The organism is Halomonas sp., from assembly GCF_052095765.1.
Lineage (GTDB): Bacteria > Pseudomonadota > Gammaproteobacteria > Pseudomonadales > Halomonadaceae > Halomonas.
This window is the reverse complement of sequence record NZ_JBQDJZ010000054.1, coordinates 1-18,243: the sequence shown is the minus strand read 5'-3', so window position 1 is coordinate 18,243 and position 18,243 is coordinate 1. Positions and strand designations below refer to the sequence as shown.

Here is an 18,243-nt window from a genome sequence, read left to right as displayed (position 1 = left end):
TCAGGCACTTATACCAAAAGCCCCGAGCGCAATGCGTTCGGGGCTTTTTTAATGGATTTGAATAAGAATAAAAACAAACAGTTGCTAGGGCTTTGCTGTTACTCCGGGCTTTGGTGCGAGTTTTGGTATGAAAGGTGCTCACAAAGCCGGTTCATGCGCTCTATGGCTTGCCCGGCACCTTCAAGGCCAAAGGCCATGAACCAGGGATCGTTTTCGCTGCGCATCATGCGCACGCGCATAAGCTCTCCTGTGGCCATTTCACTGAGCAGCGGTGCCAGTTCTTCCAGATCGAACTGGCCGTAGAAACCGTCATCGCCGCGATTGGTAATAAAGGCAACGCTGCCGGTGTGTATGGGCTGCTGGTCGATGCGGAGATCGGCAGGTACCTGGTTTTGTGTTTTGCTTTCTGACTGACGCTCTTCAAGCTCTACCCGCAGCTCTAGCCATGGCCTCTGACAGTTCTCCGGACGTGCGTTGATGCTCAGGATGGCGTCGGCATAGCTGCTTTCATCCAGAGCGCGCACATAGCGATCCTCACCGAGTGACAGCACTAGCGATTTCCAGCGACCATGGGACTCGACATCACTCGTGTTGAAATGAAGGGCTTGTGCCTGGCTTGCAACAGACAGTGAAGCTAGGCATAGCACAGCATGTTGTAGGGCCCGTTGAGAACGAAGCATCAAAGAACACATGTGTTAGATTCCTTGCACAATATCGGACGACAGGGGCGGGGTGGTTGCATCAAAGCTATGGCAACAGGGGGAAAGAACTATGGCTTTGATGGCAGGCTGTCGAGCTGTAGCAGTTTGATCAGAGCAGGCTCCTGATCAGTTAGCAGGTCAGCCAGGGTGTAGCGATCCAGCACACCGAAGAAGGCGCTCAGCGCGTCCTGCAGGATGAAGCGTAGCTGGCAGGCGGGAGTGATAGTGCAGCGGTTGTTTTCGCCGAAGCATTCCACCAGCGTAAAGTCATTTTCGAACTGACGTATCAGTTCGCCCAGGCCGATTGATTTGGGCTCCCGCCTCAGTAGCAGGCCGCCATGCTTGCCACGAATTGCCGTGATATAGCCACGGTGGCTGAGCTCTTGTACCACTTTCATGAGGTGGTTGCGTGAAATGGCAAACTTGTCTGCAATTTCAGTAATTGTTGAGCGTTCTTCGCCCTTGAGAGCCAGATAGACCAGCACGCGTAGTGAATAATCAGTGAAATGAGTCAGACGCATGAGGGTTCCTGCGCAATGGCCAAAAGGCGAGTTGGTGATTCACTCAGCTAAAATACATCATTATTCTGCCATAGCCGGAGAGCTTCGGCACGAAACAGCCACACGCCGGTTGTTGATCCAAGTCAGCTACCCCTTGAAGGGTACCGACTGTTTGGCCTGAGGCTGGCATAATTCGTTTATGTGCTGCCGGTCATGCCGGTGGTTTCCGTTTCAAGAGGTCTGATTCAGCCATGCGTGACACACTGCCGTTCATTCGCCCCCTGGTCGAAAAATACGATCGCCCTGGGCCACGTTACACGTCGTATCCCACGGCGCCACAGTTTCAGGCGGCGTTCGCTGAAGACGACTATCGTGCTGCGGCCAAACGCAGTAACCAGGCTACACCGCCCAAGCCGTTGTCGGCCTACGTGCATATCCCGTTTTGCGAAAGTCTGTGCTACTACTGCGCCTGTAACAAGATCATCACGCATAACCATGAGCGGGCCGCAGAATATCTGGAGTGGTTGAAGCACGAAATTGAGGTGCAGGGCGCCTTATTTGATGATTCGCGGCGCATGACCCAGCTGCATCTGGGCGGCGGGACTCCAACCTATCTCAGCAATGCCCAGCTGGGCGAGTTGATGAAAGCGCTGGATGAAGCTTTTCACTTTGCTGAACCGCAAGTGCGGGAGTTTTCGCTGGAAGTGGACCCGCGCACCGTGACGCCTGAGCAGATCCACGAGCTATATGCGCTTGGCTTCAACCGTCTGAGCTTTGGCGTACAGGACTTCGACAGGCGGGTGCAGGAAGCCGTCAACCGCGTTCAGAGTGAGGCGCAGGTCGTCGAGTTGGTAGCGGCTGCCCGCGACGCAGGCTTTGCCTCGATCAGCGTCGACCTAATCTACGGCTTACCGCTGCAAACGGTGGCCAGCTTCGACACTACGCTGGAAAAGATCATCACGCTGCGACCGGACCGCATTGCTACCTACAGTTATGCTCACCTGCCAGAGCTGTTCAAGTCCCAGCGCCTGATTCGCCCCGAGGACATGCCGCCACCAGAGCGCAAGGTTGAGCTGCTGGAGTTGACTATTCGCCGCCTGACCGAGGCCGGTTATGTGTATATCGGCATGGATCATTTCGCGCTGCCTGACGATGAGCTGTCGCTGGCCAGGGACAATGGCACCCTCCAGCGTAATTTCCAGGGTTACTCCACCCATGCCGACTGCGACCTGATCGGCCTTGGAATTACGGCGATTGGTAAGGTCGGTGACAGCTACAGCCAGAACGTCAAGGAAACCGCGCAGTATCAGGTACGGCTGGAAGAAGGGCGGCTGCCTGTGATGCGAGGCTATCGCCTTAATGCCGATGACATCCTGCGTCGCGACGTGATCAATACCCTGATGTGCCATGGGCGCGTCGAGTTCGCCGCAATTGAGGCCTCCCATGATATGCGTTTCAGGGAAACCTTTGCTGGCGCGCTGGAAGAGCTGCAGGAGATGGCCGATGATGAGCTGATCCGTATCAGCGAGACAGCGATTGAGGTATTGCCTGCTGGACGATTGATGATGCGCAATGCGGCGATGGCTTTTGATGCGTATCTGGCGCGCAGTACTGGGCGTTATTCCCGCACCGTGTGAACTATTTCCAAGCAACAGGCCCGCCTCAAGGCGGGCCTGTTACGCAGTTGTTAGCTCAGCAACACTTGATCCAGATAAGCCTGGCTCAGACTGACTTGTGTCAGAGGCCTAGGAATATGAACGGCGGGGACTCCTTGAACTCGTCATTGGCCATACCAGAATAGATATTCTCCTGGTTGGGGCCAAGATCAAGCTTCATCACCTTTCCGCTCTCTTCAGAGAAGTCCAGCTGCTTCAGGTCGACCCAGAAGGTGTTTGGCGTGAGCGCTGATTCAAAGAAGTAGAGCTTGCGCTTCTGGTCAGACACCGTACGCCAGCGGGTTGATGAGATGTTCGGCTGGTCGGGGGTGCTGATGCCAAACGGCACCGACACATTGCGGATCACGCTGAACACGCTGGCCAGTGACTCTTTGGGGTTGTCGGTCTTGGGCACCGCGTTGACGTAAAAGGAAGCGCGTGAAAATCGGTCAGATGCCCGGTTGGTGCCGGGTAGCATGACGGTGCCACTGATCTGCTGCCAGTACTCATCCAGGGCGAGCTGTTTGTCGAAGGTCGGCGAGTTGGTTGTCACTTGGTAGTCGCGGCTGTGGTGGATGACGCGCTTGCCGTCAATATACTCGATGATGGCACTGTCGCCAGACGCATCCGAGAGTGAGAGGTGCAGCGTCGCTAGCCTGTTTTCTCCCGGCACCTTGTCGGTTACTAAGGTGAAAGGGTCTTTCGCCAGCTCTTCTACCGCTTCTTCCACAGTGGCGAAGTTATCGAGCATATATTGCGCCCAGGCGGCGATGGTCAGTCCCGGCGATTTGCCGTCGTATTCAGGGTAAGACGACTCGACAAGCCACAGCACATTCGCGACCAGACCCCTTTCATTCATGCCGTCGGTGGTCGAGATATCGTAGCCCGAACTGATCACGCTGCCGTATTTTGAAGTCCACTCGATCGAGTTAGGACCAGCCTTGCCGGTACGCTCCATGCCGCGTGGAAATACCCAGAGATTGGTCCCAACGTCCTGCTTCCAATCCATGGAGCGGGCTGTGATGACCTCATCTTCAACCCCCTGATATACAAGGCGTGTGCAGGCATCTGCGTTGTTGAACGGCAGCAGGCTGAGTGGAGCCAGCACCAGGCTGCAGATAACGGTGGGGCAGAGCTTTTTCGAAGACAGTTTTCTCGAATAAAACGCTCTCGAAATCATGGGCTTCTCCCGTCTGTTATCTTCACAGCCATCAGTTTAATAGCCAGCGTTGAGTCAGCATACACCCTGCTCGATCATGGCGTCGGCCACCTTGCGGAATCCGGCGATATTGGCGCCCAGCACCAGGTTGTGAGGGTCGTCGAACTCGGCGGCCGTGGTGGCACAGCTCTGGTGGATGTTGGCCATGATGGCCTGCAGCTTGTCGTCGACTTTCTCCAGCGACCACTGCTCCATGCTGCTGTTCTGGGCCATTTCCAGCTGGCTGGTGGCAACGCCGCCGGCGTTGGCCGCTTTACCTGGGCCATAGGCAATCTTTGACCTGATGAAATGATTCACCGCATCGGTGGTAGAAGGCATGTTGGCGCCCTCGCTCACGCAGTACACACCGTTATCGGTCAGCGCTTTCGCATCGGCCAGTGTCAGTTCGTTCTGGGTGGCGCAGGGGAAGGCCGCATCCGCGTTGATACGCCACACCGCGTGACCCTCGTCCGGGTAGTCGCCCTTGGCGATATAGGTCGACTCCGAATGCAGCTCGGCGTATTGGGTCAGCGGAGCCCGCTCGACTTCCTTGAGGCGTTTGAGAGTTTCTAGATCAATGCCGCGGGGGTCGTGAATCGTGCCGCCAGAGTCGCTGCAGGTCACCGGCTTGGCGCCCAGCTCGTAGAGTTTCTCGATGGTGTAGATTGCCACATTGCCGGCACCCGACACTAGGCAGATTTTGCCACGCAGATCCTCTTTACGGGCAGCGAGCATATTCTGAGCAAAGTAAACCGCACCGTAGCCGGTGGCTTCCTTGCGCCCCAATGAACCGCCCCAGTTCAGGCTCTTGCCAGTCAGGATGCCTTCGTAGCGTGCAGTAATGCGTTTGTATTGGCCATACAGGTAGCCAATCTCACGGGCGCCCACGCCAATGTCGCCGGCCGGCACGTCGCGGGTAGGGCCGATATGACGATACAGCTCGGTCATGAAAGCCTGGCAAAAGCGCATGATTTCGCCGTCGGACTTGCCCTTGGGGTCGAAGTTAGAACCGCCTTTGCCACCACCGATAGGCAGCCCGGTTAACGCATTTTTGAAGATCTGCTCGAACCCCAGGAACTTGATGATGCTGGCATTCACGCTGGGGTGAAAGCGTAGGCCACCTTTATACGGACCCAGTGCCGAGTTGAATTGGACGCGATAACCCTTGTTGATCTGCACCCGCCCCGAGTCATCGACCCAGCAGACCCGGAACATGATTTGACGCTCGGGTTCGACCATGCGCTCGATGATGCTGTGCTCATGGTAGCGGGGATTGCTCTGCAGCAATGGACGCAAGCACTCGAGAACCTCCTCGGCAGCCTGATAGAACTCGCTTTGTGCAGGGCTGGTGCCTCGCAGGTCCGACAGAGTGTCGTGAATGTAGTCCATGTATGTGTAACCTCGGCGAAGAAATTAGGGCGTTACTATACGGCCAAGACACGTTATGCATCAACCGCATGGGGTATGCAAGATGTGGTTTAGCACAAGAATTAGTAGTTCAATGTACCGCACAACGGGCCTTGGGTGTCCTATTAAGGCAGTATTGGAGACCTTCGTATAAAGAGGTGTTTTGTATGTATGTAAAACACTTGGCCGATTGCCCACTCTCCCGAATAAACGGCATGTCCAATGACGGATGATGCGCGCCCAGTGCGCCCTGGTGCCGCCACAACACCCGCCTGGCGCTGGCTGTTCCCGCTGGCTGCCGTGCATGCGGCCTTGCTGGTGCCGCTGTCATTGCTCGCGCTGTATTCGTGGCACGGGCTTGCGCTGTTGAGCACGCCGGCAGCCCATGGGCGAGAGTTGCTGTTTGGCTTCGCCCTGACGGTGATTGCCGGCTACCTGCTGGGGCCGCAGCCAAGGCGCTGGCTGATGCTGCTGGTCGGGCTGTGGCTGGTTGCCAGGTTGGGCGGGCTCTTGTGGCCTGGCTCCGTGGTAGTGATCGCTGCCGATACAGGCTTTGCTCTGCTGGTGGGCTGGAAGCTGGTGCCACGCTTTCGCGTTGCCAAAAAGTGGCGGAATCAGATGCTGTCGCCGCTGCTGGGACTGATCTGCTTGCTGGCGGTGATCAGCCTGACCTGGCGTTATCTTGACTCGCTGCCGCCGATGGGGCTGCTGATTCAGCACAGCGTGCTGTGGCTGGTGCTGTTGATGGCCTTCATGGGCGGGCGGGTACTGGCACCGGCAGTTAACGGTTACCTGAAAAGCCACTGGAAGATAGCGGGTGCTGGCGTACAGCCGCGAATCGAAGCAGCATTGGTTGTGCTGTTGGGTACTGCGCCGCTGCTGCTGGTACCCAGCTGGTCACTGCTGCGGTTTGTAGCGGCGCTGTGGGTACTAGTAGCTGGCATGCTGATTCTGTGGCGTATTGCCCGCTGGCAGCCCTGGCTGTGCCGGGCGCGCCCTGACCTGTTGGGGTTGTTGATCGGCTATGCCTGGCTCGCCGTCGGGCTACTGTTGCTGGCTAGCACCTGGTGGCAGCAGCACTATGTCATCAGCCACACTGCCAGCGCCATACTGCATGCCTTTACTGTCGGTGCCTTGGGCACGCTGGCCAGCGGTATCATGCTGCGCCAAGCCATCATGCGCGCCAAGGCGCGCCCCCAGGATGAGCGCATATTGCTGCCGCTGGCGTTGTTGTTCAGCCTTGCCGCCGTGCTTCGGCTCTGGTCAATGCAGGCAGGCAGCGACTGGCTATTGTTGCTGTGGGCATCCGCTCTGCTGTGGAGTTTGGCTTGGCTGTTGACGGCGTGGCGGCTGATCCACTGGTTGCGGCGTATGCCTGTGCGTAGGGGTGCGCATGCGTAGACTGTTGAGCAGCACGCACAGGCTGCTTAGCGTCATGGCAATCGCGGCAATCACCGGCTGTACCCAGCCTGCCATGGCCAGCGGCAGCGCCAAGGCGTTATAGCCAAGCGCCCAGGCCAGGTTCTGGCGCATCAAACGGCGCGCCCGGCGTGCCATATGCAGGGTATCCGGCACGGCGGCCAGGCCATCGGGCAGATAGACCGCAGCCGCGGCTCGTGCCGTTGCTGAGGCTGTGCCGATGGCAATGCCTAGTTTGGCGGCGGCCAGCGCCAGGCCGTCATTCATGCCATCGCCGACGAAGGCAACGCCGTGATGGCGCTCCAGCGTTTCAACGAAGCGGTGCTTGCCCTCAGGCGTTACCCCAGCCACCACTCGCTCGGTTGGAATGCCCAGCCGCTGCGCCTGAGCCAGACAAGAGGCGCGGGTATCACCACTCAGCAGGTAGATGACCTGGCCCGTCTGCTGTAGCTGCTGTACGGTTGAAACAGCCTCGTCGCGCAGGGTTTCTTCGAACCGTAGATGCCCTAGGTAATGGGTGTCGCTGGCCAGGTGCACCATCATCCCACCGTCTTCCAGCGCGGGCACTTTGATGCCCTGTTCGCGTAGCCAGTCGCCACGGCCGGCCAGTACGCGAGTGTCGCCATGCTGCCATTGTGTTCCACGCCCCGGAAAGCTGTGGCGCTCCCCCAGTGCGGCCTTGGTCGAGGCCGTGCCTGCCTTGGCCAGGCCTTTGGCAACAGGGTGCGAGGTGCCGTCCAGCGCATCGATGGCCAGCTGCAGAAGCGCCTGCTGCTGTTCTTTCTGCGGCCTGTGGCTGGGTACGATGGCAGAAAGGCTAGGGGTGTCGGTGGTCAGGGTGCCGGTCTTGTCGAAGATCACCACGCGCGTATTGGCGGCGGTTTCCAGGGCGGCAGGGTCGCGAAAAATCACCCCGCTTTCCACCATGCGGGTGTGCCCGAGTACTACCACCAGAGGAATGGCCAGGCTCAGCGCGCAGGGGCAGGCGATGATCAGGACAGCCAGGCCACGGATTAGCGCCTGATCTATCGTCAGGCCTTGCGTCAACGCCACGACCACACAGATGCCGGCGGCAACCACGATGATGGGTAACAGCAGGCGTGCCATCTGGTCGCTCAGCCGCTGCAGCGCCGTCTTGCGGCTGAGTAGGCCGCGCACTGAGCGTGCCAGGCTATCGATACGTCGTTGGCCTACGCCAGCGGCTACCTTCAGCTCAAGCTCACCATCGATCAGCTGGCAGCCGGCCAGTAGCTCATCGCCAGCTTTGACACGCTGGGGCTCGTGCTCCCCGCTGAGCATGGCCATATCCACAAGGCCGCTACCGCTGACGATCTGTCCGTCCAGCGCCAGCGGCTGGCCGGCCACTAGCCTGATGCGCTGTGCCACTCCCACTTCGTTGGCCGGCAGTGTCTGCAGGCTGCCGTCGTTGTTGACTAGGGTGACGGTTTCTGGTGCCTGTCGAAGATAGCCGCGCACCACTTCGGCGGCCCGGCGTCGTACGCTGCCGTCAATCAGCCGGGCGACCAGCTGAAAGGTGATCAGCATCACGGCGGCATCGAAGTAGACATCCACATGGCCGGTCGCCAGCCGCCATACCGAAACCAGACAGGCCGCAGCTACTGCGACGCTGATCAGGGTGTCGAGCCCCGGCACGCCGACACGCAGTGTCCGCCAGCCAACCCGATAGAAATGTGAGCCCGAGTAGACGATAACTGGCAGCGCAAACAAGCCGCTGGCGATGGCCAGCGGCCTGACGGCTGATGTTTCAACAATGCCCAGTGGTGCCAGATAAACCAGCAGCGCTGGCATCATGCTCCACATGCCAAACACCAGGGAAACAGCGAGCCGCCACTGCAGGCGCTTGCGCGTCTGGTCGCTGTCGCGGGCGCTGCTTTCGATGTCAGACGGGTCACGCAGGCGGTAGCCCAGCCTGGCCACCGCCTGTTGCAGCCGGGACAGATCGGTGTGGTGGCTGTCCCACTTCAGCATGGCACTGTCAGCGGCGAAATTGACTGCCGCCTCGATCACTCCCGGCTGGCGCCTCAGCCGTGCTTCGACTGCCGCCGCGCAGCTGCCACAGTGCAGCCCCTCGACAATTAGCACTTCCTCGCATAGGGCGGGCTCAGGCATATCAGGGGGTCTCGAAATGCTCGCTCAGTTCCAGTGCCGACCAGGCGCCGCGTTCGCCGAACTCTTCGGCATGCGACTCGACCAGGCTGGCGTCGACCGGGTCAGCATCGTTGCCCCAAGCCTGGCGGGCGTAGGTAATGATGCCGGCGATTTCGGCATTGGAAAGTTTGCCGGCAAAGGCGGGCATGACGCCCTGGAACGATTGGCCTTCCACTTCGATCGGGCCCTGAAGGCCGTCATGGACAATCGCCACCGGCACCGCTGGATCACCCTGCACCCAATGGCTGCCCACCAGCGGCGGAAAAGCTCCCGGCACACCCTGGCCGCTGGCTTGGTGACAGGCACTGCAGTGCACGCCGAACAGCGCTTCCCCATCCACTGCAGCACCAGCGGCTGGCAGCTCCACCACCGAGCGGCTGTCGCCGCCCAACATCGGCTTGCCGATCTGCCAAGTGTAATAGCCTACGCCCCACACAATCAGTGCAGCGATCCATATCAACACAAAGCGCGGTACGGCGCGGGTGCCTTCCCGGGGTTCGGAATGCTCGCGCTGTTGGGCGCGCTGGTCATCATTGGGTTGCATGATACCTGTCACTCCTCCGTGGCATCGGGTTGCGGCAGTGTCGGTGCCGGGTAGGTGTGGTCCAGCGACAGCAGATAGGCCACCAGTGCCAGGGCGTCTTCAGTAGCGACCACCTTGCCCGTTTCAGGCGCATACTCTTCGGGAACCGAGACGACACGGTCGTCATCGACGGGTTCTTCGACCTGGCGGAACATGAAGCGATAGGGCGGCATGATGCTGTCTTTCACTACGGCCCGCGGGTTGTAAAGATGCAGCAGGTGCCAGTCTTCACTGGGTTGTCGCGCGGCAATGTTGAAAAGGTCCGGGCCGGTACGCATGGTGCCCAGCAGCTGTGGCTGATCATGAACGTAGTCACCGGGGACCGAAGGGCGGCCCCAGCCGCGGTCCTTGTCACCCACGGCATAGCTGGGGTCGCGCGGCTGTTGGCTGTGGCAGTACAGGCAGCCGTTGGCGATATACAGCTGACGGCCTTTCAGCTCCTGTTCCGTGTAAGGCTTGAGGTCTGGTGGTATTTCCTCGGCGGTCATCTCGATGTAGGGCAGGACGACCAGCGTCAGCATGGCGAGCAGCAGGATCAGTAAAGCACCTACCATGATGGCCAGGGCACGTTTCATTGGTCAGTCTCCTTGGCCAGAGTACGAAACAGCGTGGGTTTGTCACGATACGGCCCGTGGCGGCGCAGCATGGCGACAAAGTGAAGGGCAAATACAAAGTGACCCAGAGTCATCAGGGCGCCGCCGATAGTGCGTGCCTGAAGGTAGGGCAGTGTCATGCGCACCACATCCATGAACGGCATGTCCGCGGTGAGTAGTGCCAGTCCTTCTTTCCAGCCGCCAATGGTCAGCGACACGAAGTAGATAAGAATGCCGCTGCTGACTAGCCAAAAATGCAGGCTGATCATGCGGCGCCACGGCCACTCCCAGTTCATGACGCGCGGCATGATGAAGTACATCGCGCCAAACAGGATGAAGCTCAGGAAGGCATACATGCCAAGGTGGGCATGGGCCACGGTATAGTGAGTAAAGTGGGTAATGACGTTGATGCTGCGCAGGGCTTCCATGGAGCCCTGCAGAGACGAGGCGGTATACATCAGCGCACCGATCCACACGAAACGCAGTGTCGGCGAGTCCTTGAGGCGACCGAAGTTGCCCCACATGGTGCCATGATGGTTGATCGCTACGGTGATGACTGGAATCGACATCATCACGCTGTGGACGATCGACAGCGTGACCAGCCAGGTAGGAATCGGCCCGCCAATCAGATGGTGAATACCGACCTGGCTATAGAACAGTGCCAGCGACCAGAAGCCGATCAATGACAGCTGGTAGGAAATGATCGGGCGCCCAAGAATCTTGGGGATCATGTAATAGGCAATACCGATACCCAACGGCGTAACCCACAGTCCCAGCACGTTATGCGCAAACCACCAGTTGACCGTAGCGCCGGAAGTGCCGGGAAACACATAGGGCAGGTTGGCGAGCAGAAACAGGAACGGAAACCACACCAGCGCAGCCAGCATGTACCAGCTGGTGACGTACAGGTGTTCTACCTGACGGCGCGCTGCCGTCAGCAGCAGGGGGATTGCACACAGGGCACCACCGACCACGAACAGCAGGTCGATCTGCCATGGAAACTCCAGCCACTCTTCGCCATCCGAAAGCCCCAAGGTGAGAGCGCCCACACCCATCAGCATGCCGATGTTCCACACCACGCCGCCGCTGACGGCGTACTTACCGCCTACCAGCGGGGTCTTGAACAGACGGGGCATCAGGAAGATTGCCACCCCGATACCGGCCATGGACGCCCAGCCATAGGTGACTACATTCAGGTGTATCGGGCGGGCACGCCCGAAGGTCAGCCACTCGATGTCACCCAGCAGTTCGGGCCAGTGCATCTTGGCCGCCGACAGTAGCCCGTATAGCGAACCCAACAGTAACCAGAACACTGCCGAGCTGAGCCAGGTCAGTGTCGCGTTGCGTGACGACTGGTCAGCGCTTGAGCGTGCCTTGATCGCCTCGATGTTGGTTGTGCCGCTATCGATGCGCGCACTGTCGCCACCCAGGGCAGGGTCCTCGCCGTGACCTTCTTCACCGGCGTAGAAAATCGTACGCGCCGCCTGTTTGCTGTCGCTGAACTGATTATTGGCAATCGACCAGATCAGTAGCAGCAAACCGACCGTCGAAACCACAAAGGTGATGATCAGCAGGATGGCAATGGTGGGAGTCATGCGCTGCTTGCTCCATGTCGGTGAAATGTCAGAAAAAGTGGCCGTTGCCCCAATACGTCAAACCGCCGAGCAGGGCAGACGTTTCCCTAAGAGTAGATGCCGGTTTGCATGACGTATAATGAAAAAAACATCAGTTTAATATCATTATTATTGATGCAAAGAGGTGGGCAGTGGAGATCGAAACCGCAAGAACCTTTCTGGAAATCCTGCGTTGCGGCAGTTTCAGCGCCGCGGGTGAGTCCCTGCATGTCACCCAGACCACGGTGACAGCGCGCATCCATCGGCTGGAAGAGCAGCTGGGCTGCCGCTTGCTGGTCCGCCACCGCGGCGGCGTGTCCATGACCGAGCATGGGAAACGTTTTTCCGAGCATGCAGCACAGCTGGTGCAGGTATGGGAGACGCTACAGCGTGAGCTGCCCCTGCCGGTGGGTATCGGCCAGGTGCTGGCGCTGGGCGGTGAGCTGAGCCTGTGGAACCCGCTGATGATGAACTGGCTCAGCGAGTTGCGCCGCAGCTTGCCTCAGTTGGCTGTGCGTATGCGCGTGGGGGAGCGCAAGGAGCTGCAAGAAGCGCTGGCCCAAGGCCTGATGGATGCGGTGCTGGTTCACCAAGCTGACTACTGGCCGGGCATGCAGGTTGAGCTGTTGCAGGAAGAAAAACTGATCATGGTGCAGACGCCACGTGCCAATGACGCCACTACTTACCTGTATGTGGACTGGGGCGAAACATTTCGGCGCGAGCATGACGCCGCGCTGCCTCATCTGGCCAGCCCGGTGGTCATGACCAACCTCGGGCCGTTGGCGCTGCAGTATCTGCTGGCTAATTCGGGCAGCGGTTACTTCCGACTTAGTGCGGTGCAGTCTTACTTGGAGCAAGGGCATCTGGAGCGGGTGCCGCAGATGCCCGAGTTTTCCTATCCCGTGTATCTGGTACATGCCAGAGAGAAGCAACCTGCGCTGCTGATAGAGGCCCTTAGGGTGTTGAACAGCCAGCTGGACAGCTGATATTTCAGCCAGAATTTCGGTGGTGCCTTTATTAGTAGGTTTCCACAACCCGTGTCGCTATCGGGGTGGTAGTTTGTCAAATGAATAAGCCTGGTTTTTCAAAAATTATTACTGCATCTAGTGCTTGTTTTCAGGAAGGTGTCTATATATGGTGTTCGGCACGCTACAGAGGACGTAAAGGTAAGTGCTTGATACACGTCAGTGTGTCGCGCAGGTGACCGACTAACATAGGCATTCTGGCGGCCAGGGCCGCGTTTCTTTCCAAAGGAGCCATGATGTCTTTTCCTTTTCCGTCACTGCCTGTTTTCTCACTGCCTTTGCCGTCGTTGAAGCTGCCGCCTGTGTCTGCTGGCTTAATCCGCGCGGTTGATCAGAAGGTGCCAATGTCGGTTAAGCGTCGCCTGGTTGAGCCGCTGCTTAATCGCACTTTTGCCGAGCCGCTGGCCGAGGGTGAGTTTGACGCTCTGGAAGGCCGACGTGTGACCCTGGCCATTGATGATCTGGGCATGGCGTTGACGCTGACACAACAGGGTGAGCGCATGAAGCTCAGTGCCGAACTCGGCGAAGCTACTATCCGTGGTGGCTGGCGCGAATTTCTTTGCCTGGCGACGCGCCGTGAAGACCCCGATGGTCTGTTTTTCCAGCGTCGTCTGTTGATTGAAGGCGATACCGAGCTTGGTCTGCTGGTCAAGAACCTTCTCGATGGTCGGGAAGAAGGTCTGGTCCAGGGGCCGTTCGGTGAACTGTTAATGCGTCTGGAACAGCTGGCGCAACACAGCGTCTGAGCCTGATAACTGTTAATCTAATTTTTACGGAGCCAATCCGCATGAGCACGTCCACCAAAGCAGTGAAGTCGTCCAATGAGGTGCCTATGCAAGAGCCCTCGCGTGACATCTGGGATGCCAAATATCGGCTCAAGGATCGCCACGGGGCCGCGGTGGACAAAAACGTCAAGGCCACTTGGGAGCGGGTGGCCAAGGCGCTGGCTGCAGTAGAAGGCGACAAGGCCAAAATCTGGCTACCCAAGTTTCGCTGGGCGCTGGAAAATGGCGCGATTCCCGCCGGGCGCATCATGTCCAACGCTGGCGCTGAGGACTTCAAGCCCGCGGTCAGCCTGATCAACTGCACGGTATCAAGCACCATCCGCGACTCCATGCAGGATATCCTGAGCAGCGTGGTGGATGCAGGCATGACGCTCAAGGCCGGCTGCGGTATCGGCTACGACTTCTCTACGCTACGCCACAAAGGCGCTTTTGTGTTCGGTGCCGGGGCCGGTACCAATGGCCCGCTGGCGTTCATGGATATCTACGACAAGATGTGCTTTACCGTTGCTTCTGCCGGCGGTCGTCGTGGCGCCCAGATGGGCACCTTCGATGTCGGCCATCCTGACGTGCGCGAGTTCATCGAAGCCAAGCGTGAAGCCGGCCGCCTGCGTCAGTTCAACCTTTCGTTGCTGATCACCGATGAGTTCATTGAAGCTGTCAAGAACAATGCCGATTGGCCGCTGGCCTTCCCGCTCCATGGCGGCGAGAAAAACGATGTCAGTGAAGATGAGCTGATCTACCGCGACTGGCCGGTAGTGGAAGAGGGCTACACCCTAGACGCTGAAGGCCGCGTGGCCTGCCGCGTCGTCGAGGTGATCAAGGCTCGCGAGCTGTGGGATACCATCATGAGCTCGACCTACGACTTCGCCGAGCCCGGTTTCATCCTGATCGATGAAGTCAATCGCATGAACAACAACTGGTTCTGCGAGGAAATCCGTGCGACCAATCCCTGCGTAACGGCAGATACCTGGGTGCAGACCACCCAAGGCCCGCGCCAGGTTTCCCAGCTGATCGGCCAGCCCTTTACGGCCGTGGTTGATGGCCAGGAACACCAAAGCGGACCGGAAGGGTTCTTCCTGACCGCCACCAAGCCGGTCATTCGCCTGCAGACCGCGGAAGGCCATAGCCTCAAACTGACCCATGATCACCGCGTGCGTCGCGTATCAGCATTCACCCGCCACCGCACAGAAACCGAGTGGTGTGCCGCTGGTGAGCTGAAAACAGGCGACCGTGTGTTGCTGAACGATCACCGTGACGCTTCTGAGTGGGGTGGCAAGCTCAATGAAGCCCAGGGCTATCTTCTGGGCCTGCTCATGGGGGATGGCACCCTCAAGGCTGACAAAGCAGTGCTGTCGGTCTGGTCCCAGGCGGCGGTGGCAAATGGGGGGGCTGGCTTGCTGAGCGAAGGGGTCAGCTCCGTCATGGCGCGGGCAGAAGCCGCCGCCATGAGTCTGCCGCACCGTGCCGACTTCTCGGGCTGGCAGAAAGTCAGTGGCCGTAGCGAGTATCGGCTATCTACCGCATCACTGCGCAACCTGGCGCACGAGATGGGAATGCAGCCCGGCAACAAGAGCATCACGCCCGAGCTGGAGCAGGCTTCATCCGACGGCTATGCCGGCTTCCTGCGTGGCTTCTTCGACGCTGATGGTTCCGTTCAGGGAAGTCAGGCCAAAGGAGTCAGTGTTCGTCTCGCGCAGTCTGACATGGCGCGCCTCGAGGCCACACAGCGCATGCTGCAGCGCCTCGGTATCATCGCTACGATCTATCGCGATCGCCGTCCTGCCGCCATGCGTGAGCTGCCTAATGGCAAAGGTGGCCACCAGGAATACGCGACTCTGCCTCAGCACGAGCTGGTAATCAGCGGTGCCAACATTGAGCGCTTTTCCCAACGTATTGGTTTTGGCGACAGCGAGAAACAGACACATCTTGAGCTTCTGTTGAAAGGCTATCAGCGTGAGTTGAACCGCGAGCGCTTTGTTGCCCGCGTTGTTGGGCATGAAGAAGCCGGCACGCAAGAGGTCTATGATGTCCAAGTGCCGGGCATAAACACCTTTGATGCTAATGGTTTGCATGCACATAATTGCGGTGAGCAGCCACTTCCGCCAGAAGGCGCGTGCCTGCTGGGTTCGGTCAACCTGACCCGCTTCGTGATTGAGCCCTTTAGCGACAGCCCGCGCTTTGACTGGGACCGCTACCGCGAAGTGGTTTCAATCTTTACCCGCATGCTCGACAACGTGGTAGAAATTAGTGGCCTGCCGCTGGAAGGTCAGCGCCGCGAAATTGAAGCCAAGCGCCGCCATGGTATGGGCTTTCTGGGCTTGGGTTCGACCCTGACCATGCTCAAAATTCCCTACGGCTCCACCGAGTCGCTGGCGTTTACCGAGGAAGTCAGCCGCAGTTTGGCTATCGAGGGCTGGAAGCAAGCGCTCGAGCTGTCGCGTGAAAAAGGCATGGCACCGGTACTGGCCGAGGAGTTCGAGCTGACGCCGCGGATGCTGCGTACGCATCCGGAACTCGCGCGCGATGGCTATGAGGTGGGCGACAAACTGCCCGGTCGCATCCTGCACGCACGCTACAGCCGCTATATGCAGAAAATTGCTGAGGTAGAGCCAGGGCTGGTCGCCGCACTGGCCGAAGAAGGTGCGCGCTTCACCCACCACAGCTCGATTGCACCCACCGGCACCATTAGCTTGTCGCTGGGCAATAACGCCTCCAATGGCATCGAGCCGTCGTTCTCGCACCGCTATTACCGCAACGTGATCCAGTCGGGTAAGAAAACTAAGGAGCAGGTCGAGGTCGTTTCCTTTGAGCTGGCCGCCTATCGCCATTTCATTGCCGCCGATGCGGTAGAAAGCGACCTGCCTGCCTACTTCATCACTGCCGACTCGGTGACACCACCTCAGCACGTGGCGGTGCAAGCCGCCGCCCAGACCTGGGTCGACTCGGCCATCTCCAAGACCGTCAACGTGCCCACCGAGTTTCCGTTTGACGAGTTCAAGGACCTCTATTTGGACGCCTACGCCAGCCGGCTCAAGGGCTGCACCACCTTCCGCTTCAACCCGGAAGCCTTCCAGGGCGTGCTGGTGCGTGAGGACGACCTCAAGAACACCACCTATGTGTTCGATCTGGAGAACGGCGAGCGAGTTGAGCTGAGCGGCGATGAAACAGTGATCTACGACGGCGAAGAGCACAACGCCGCCAACCTGTACGATGCACTGAAGGAAGGCACTTATGGCAAGTGGTAAGCCACGACCTACTGCGCTCGCCGAGGCGGCGTTGCAGTCTTTCTCGGAATGCTCATTTACGGCTTGTAAACTCCGCTTCCTCGAAATCCTGCGCCTTGCCTCGCTTTCGCTCGTCACGGTCGTGATGGGCCGTCACTTGAGCGTCACAGCAAAATTTTCTGGAGGAGCCCTCTGATGGCCGTCGAGATCAAGTCGAAGATTGTTTCGTACAGCGTCAAAAAGCCTGAAGAGGCGCCCACCCCGGCGCCACTGGCCGACGACAATCCGTTGACAGTGCGTATTCCCTCGCGCCCCGAAGGTACGCTGGAAGCTGTATCGGAAAAAATTTCCTACGTTGGTGCCGAAGGCCGCAAGAAAGTCTACCTGCTGGTGTCGTTCATGCCCGTGGAAGGCGTGATCAACGGCCAGCGCGTGGTGATCGAGCGCCCGGTCGAGTTTTTCTTCCCCTCGGGCCAGCTGTCCAGCGAGCACCAGTGGATTACCGCCACCATGCGCAGCCTGTCGCTGGCTGCACGTGGCGGTTACGTCACCCAGGCAGTGGCCGACCTGCGCAAAGTAGCGTGGGACAAGGGCCTGGTGCGCTGCGGCTGGAATCGCCACGGCAAGCCGGTATTCCACGACTCCGAAGTATCCGCCATTGCTTGGTCGATCCAGCAGATCCTGTATCGTCGCGGCTTCCTCGACGAAGACGGCCTGCAGGTGCCAGTGGAAGACTTGGTGGGCCGCTACTCGCAGCGCCTGGCCAGTGGCAATGCCTGGCAGCCACCCAGCGACGAGGAAATCCAGCGTGTAGAGCAGGAAGCCCAAGCTAGTAGCGGCGGCCCCGCTGTAGTGGGTCACTGCCCCGAGTGCAACGGCGAACTGATCATGATGGACGGCTGCCCGACCTGCTACTCCGGCTGCGGCTGGTCGAAGTGTGGTTAATAACCTGAAAAGAAGGCCTGAGCGATAAGCAGGCTGATATTTTCCAACGTCACAGCGCCCGGTGCATGTATCGCATCGGGCGTTTTTTAGGTGGAGATGGATGGATATTCGGTTTGGATTTTTTGGTATTGATCGGTTTTTGACCACTAAAGCCAGATGACTTATTAACTTTGGCAATAAAAATGGAGGTTGGTGTTTATCTTCAGTGCGAAACGCCCCTCTGTCAGCCAAGCAAAAGGCAATAATAATTATGTGTTGTACTTAATAAAGACTTGGGGCGACAGCAAGGAAGGGGTATTGCTTGGGCTTCGTTGAATAGTTAATGGCGCACCTGGTAAGGGGTCGACCATAACTTCGACCTGCTCCCCTGCGACACCAAACAGATGGGTGTATTCCGTGCCTGCAACACGCCTAAACTGGTCTTCC

The 18,243-nt window shown here is 58.8% G+C and carries 14 protein-coding genes; 6 read left to right on the top strand and 8 right to left on the bottom strand.

The window, feature by feature from the left end:
- Positions 1–98 precede the first annotated feature (98 nt).
- Complete coding sequence (locus tag ACTH3D_RS08350) at positions 99–551, bottom strand: hypothetical protein (protein ID WP_441666607.1); 453 nt, start codon at positions 549–551, stop codon at positions 99–101.
- Positions 552–769: 218 nt separating this feature from the next.
- Positions 770–1,222, bottom strand: coding sequence for an Rrf2 family transcriptional regulator (locus ACTH3D_RS08345; RefSeq protein WP_441666606.1), 453 nt, complete (start codon positions 1,220–1,222; stop codon positions 770–772).
- 230 nt (positions 1,223–1,452) lie between these two features.
- Here ACTH3D_RS08345 and hemN point away from each other — a divergent pair, with 230 nt between their 5' ends.
- Positions 1,453–2,838 carry an oxygen-independent coproporphyrinogen III oxidase gene (gene hemN, locus ACTH3D_RS08340; RefSeq protein ID WP_441666605.1) on the top strand — a complete coding sequence of 462 codons (1,386 nt, stop codon included), beginning with the start codon at positions 1,453–1,455 and terminating at the stop codon, positions 2,836–2,838.
- Between the two features lie 100 nt (positions 2,839–2,938).
- Here hemN and ACTH3D_RS08335 read toward each other — a convergent pair whose 3' ends face one another.
- Both ACTH3D_RS08335 and gdhA read right to left on the bottom strand, forming a co-directional pair.
- Positions 2,939–4,036 (bottom strand): linear amide C-N hydrolase, encoded by a 1,098-nt coding sequence (locus ACTH3D_RS08335; protein ID WP_441666604.1) that lies wholly within the window; start codon positions 4,034–4,036, stop codon positions 2,939–2,941.
- A gap of 54 nt (positions 4,037–4,090) precedes the next feature.
- The gene (gene gdhA, locus ACTH3D_RS08330) at positions 4,091–5,443 is read right to left on the bottom strand and encodes an NADP-specific glutamate dehydrogenase (RefSeq protein WP_441666603.1); all 1,353 of its coding nucleotides are present in this window, start codon (positions 5,441–5,443) and stop codon (positions 4,091–4,093) included.
- A 240-nt stretch (positions 5,444–5,683) separates the two neighbouring features.
- Here gdhA and ACTH3D_RS08325 point away from each other — a divergent pair, with 240 nt between their 5' ends.
- A complete protein-coding gene (locus ACTH3D_RS08325; RefSeq protein ID WP_441666602.1) occupies positions 5,684–6,862 on the top strand; it encodes an NnrS family protein in 1,179 nt (392 codons plus the stop codon).
- Here ACTH3D_RS08325 and ACTH3D_RS08320 read toward each other — a convergent pair.
- The 4 genes from ACTH3D_RS08320 to ccoS are packed head-to-tail and all read right to left on the bottom strand — an operon-like array spanning position 6,749 to position 11,820.
- Entirely contained in the window at positions 6,749–9,010 is a 2,262-nt protein-coding gene (locus ACTH3D_RS08320) for a heavy metal translocating P-type ATPase (RefSeq protein ID WP_441666601.1), read from the bottom strand. The two genes, ACTH3D_RS08325 and ACTH3D_RS08320, sit on opposite strands and share 114 nt — an antisense overlap.
- A 1-nt stretch (position 9,011) precedes the next feature.
- The gene (locus tag ACTH3D_RS08315) at positions 9,012–9,593 is read right to left on the bottom strand and encodes a c-type cytochrome (protein ID WP_441666600.1); all 582 of its coding nucleotides are present in this window, start codon (positions 9,591–9,593) and stop codon (positions 9,012–9,014) included.
- Positions 9,594–9,601: 8 nt separating this feature from the next.
- Positions 9,602–10,207 carry a cbb3-type cytochrome c oxidase subunit II gene (locus tag ACTH3D_RS08310; RefSeq protein ID WP_441666599.1) on the bottom strand — a complete coding sequence of 202 codons (606 nt, stop codon included), beginning with the start codon at positions 10,205–10,207 and terminating at the stop codon, positions 9,602–9,604.
- Positions 10,204–11,820 (bottom strand): cbb3-type cytochrome oxidase assembly protein CcoS, encoded by a 1,617-nt coding sequence (ccoS, locus tag ACTH3D_RS08305; protein ID WP_441666598.1) that lies wholly within the window; start codon positions 11,818–11,820, stop codon positions 10,204–10,206. Before ccoS ends, ACTH3D_RS08310 begins: the two co-directional genes overlap by 4 nt.
- A gap of 170 nt (positions 11,821–11,990) precedes the next feature.
- Between ccoS and ACTH3D_RS08300 the strand changes: the two genes are divergently transcribed.
- The 4 genes from ACTH3D_RS08300 to ACTH3D_RS08285 all read left to right on the top strand — a co-directional run bounded on the left by ACTH3D_RS08300 (position 11,991) and on the right by ACTH3D_RS08285 (position 17,817).
- Entirely contained in the window at positions 11,991–12,824 is an 834-nt protein-coding gene (locus tag ACTH3D_RS08300; protein ID WP_441666597.1) for a LysR family transcriptional regulator, read from the top strand.
- 275 nt (positions 12,825–13,099) lie between these two features.
- On the top strand, positions 13,100–13,609 hold the full coding sequence (gene ubiT, locus ACTH3D_RS08295) for a ubiquinone anaerobic biosynthesis accessory factor UbiT (RefSeq protein ID WP_441666596.1): 510 nt from the start codon (positions 13,100–13,102) through the stop codon (positions 13,607–13,609).
- A 41-nt stretch (positions 13,610–13,650) separates the two neighbouring features.
- Positions 13,651–16,893: an LAGLIDADG family homing endonuclease gene (locus tag ACTH3D_RS08290; RefSeq protein WP_441666595.1), complete on the top strand. Its 3,243-nt coding sequence runs from the start codon at positions 13,651–13,653 to the stop codon at positions 16,891–16,893.
- A gap of 174 nt (positions 16,894–17,067) precedes the next feature.
- A complete protein-coding gene (locus ACTH3D_RS08285) occupies positions 17,068–17,817 on the top strand; it encodes a ribonucleoside-diphosphate reductase (RefSeq protein WP_441666594.1) in 750 nt (249 codons plus the stop codon).
- The last annotated feature ends 426 nt before the right edge of the window (positions 17,818–18,243 follow it).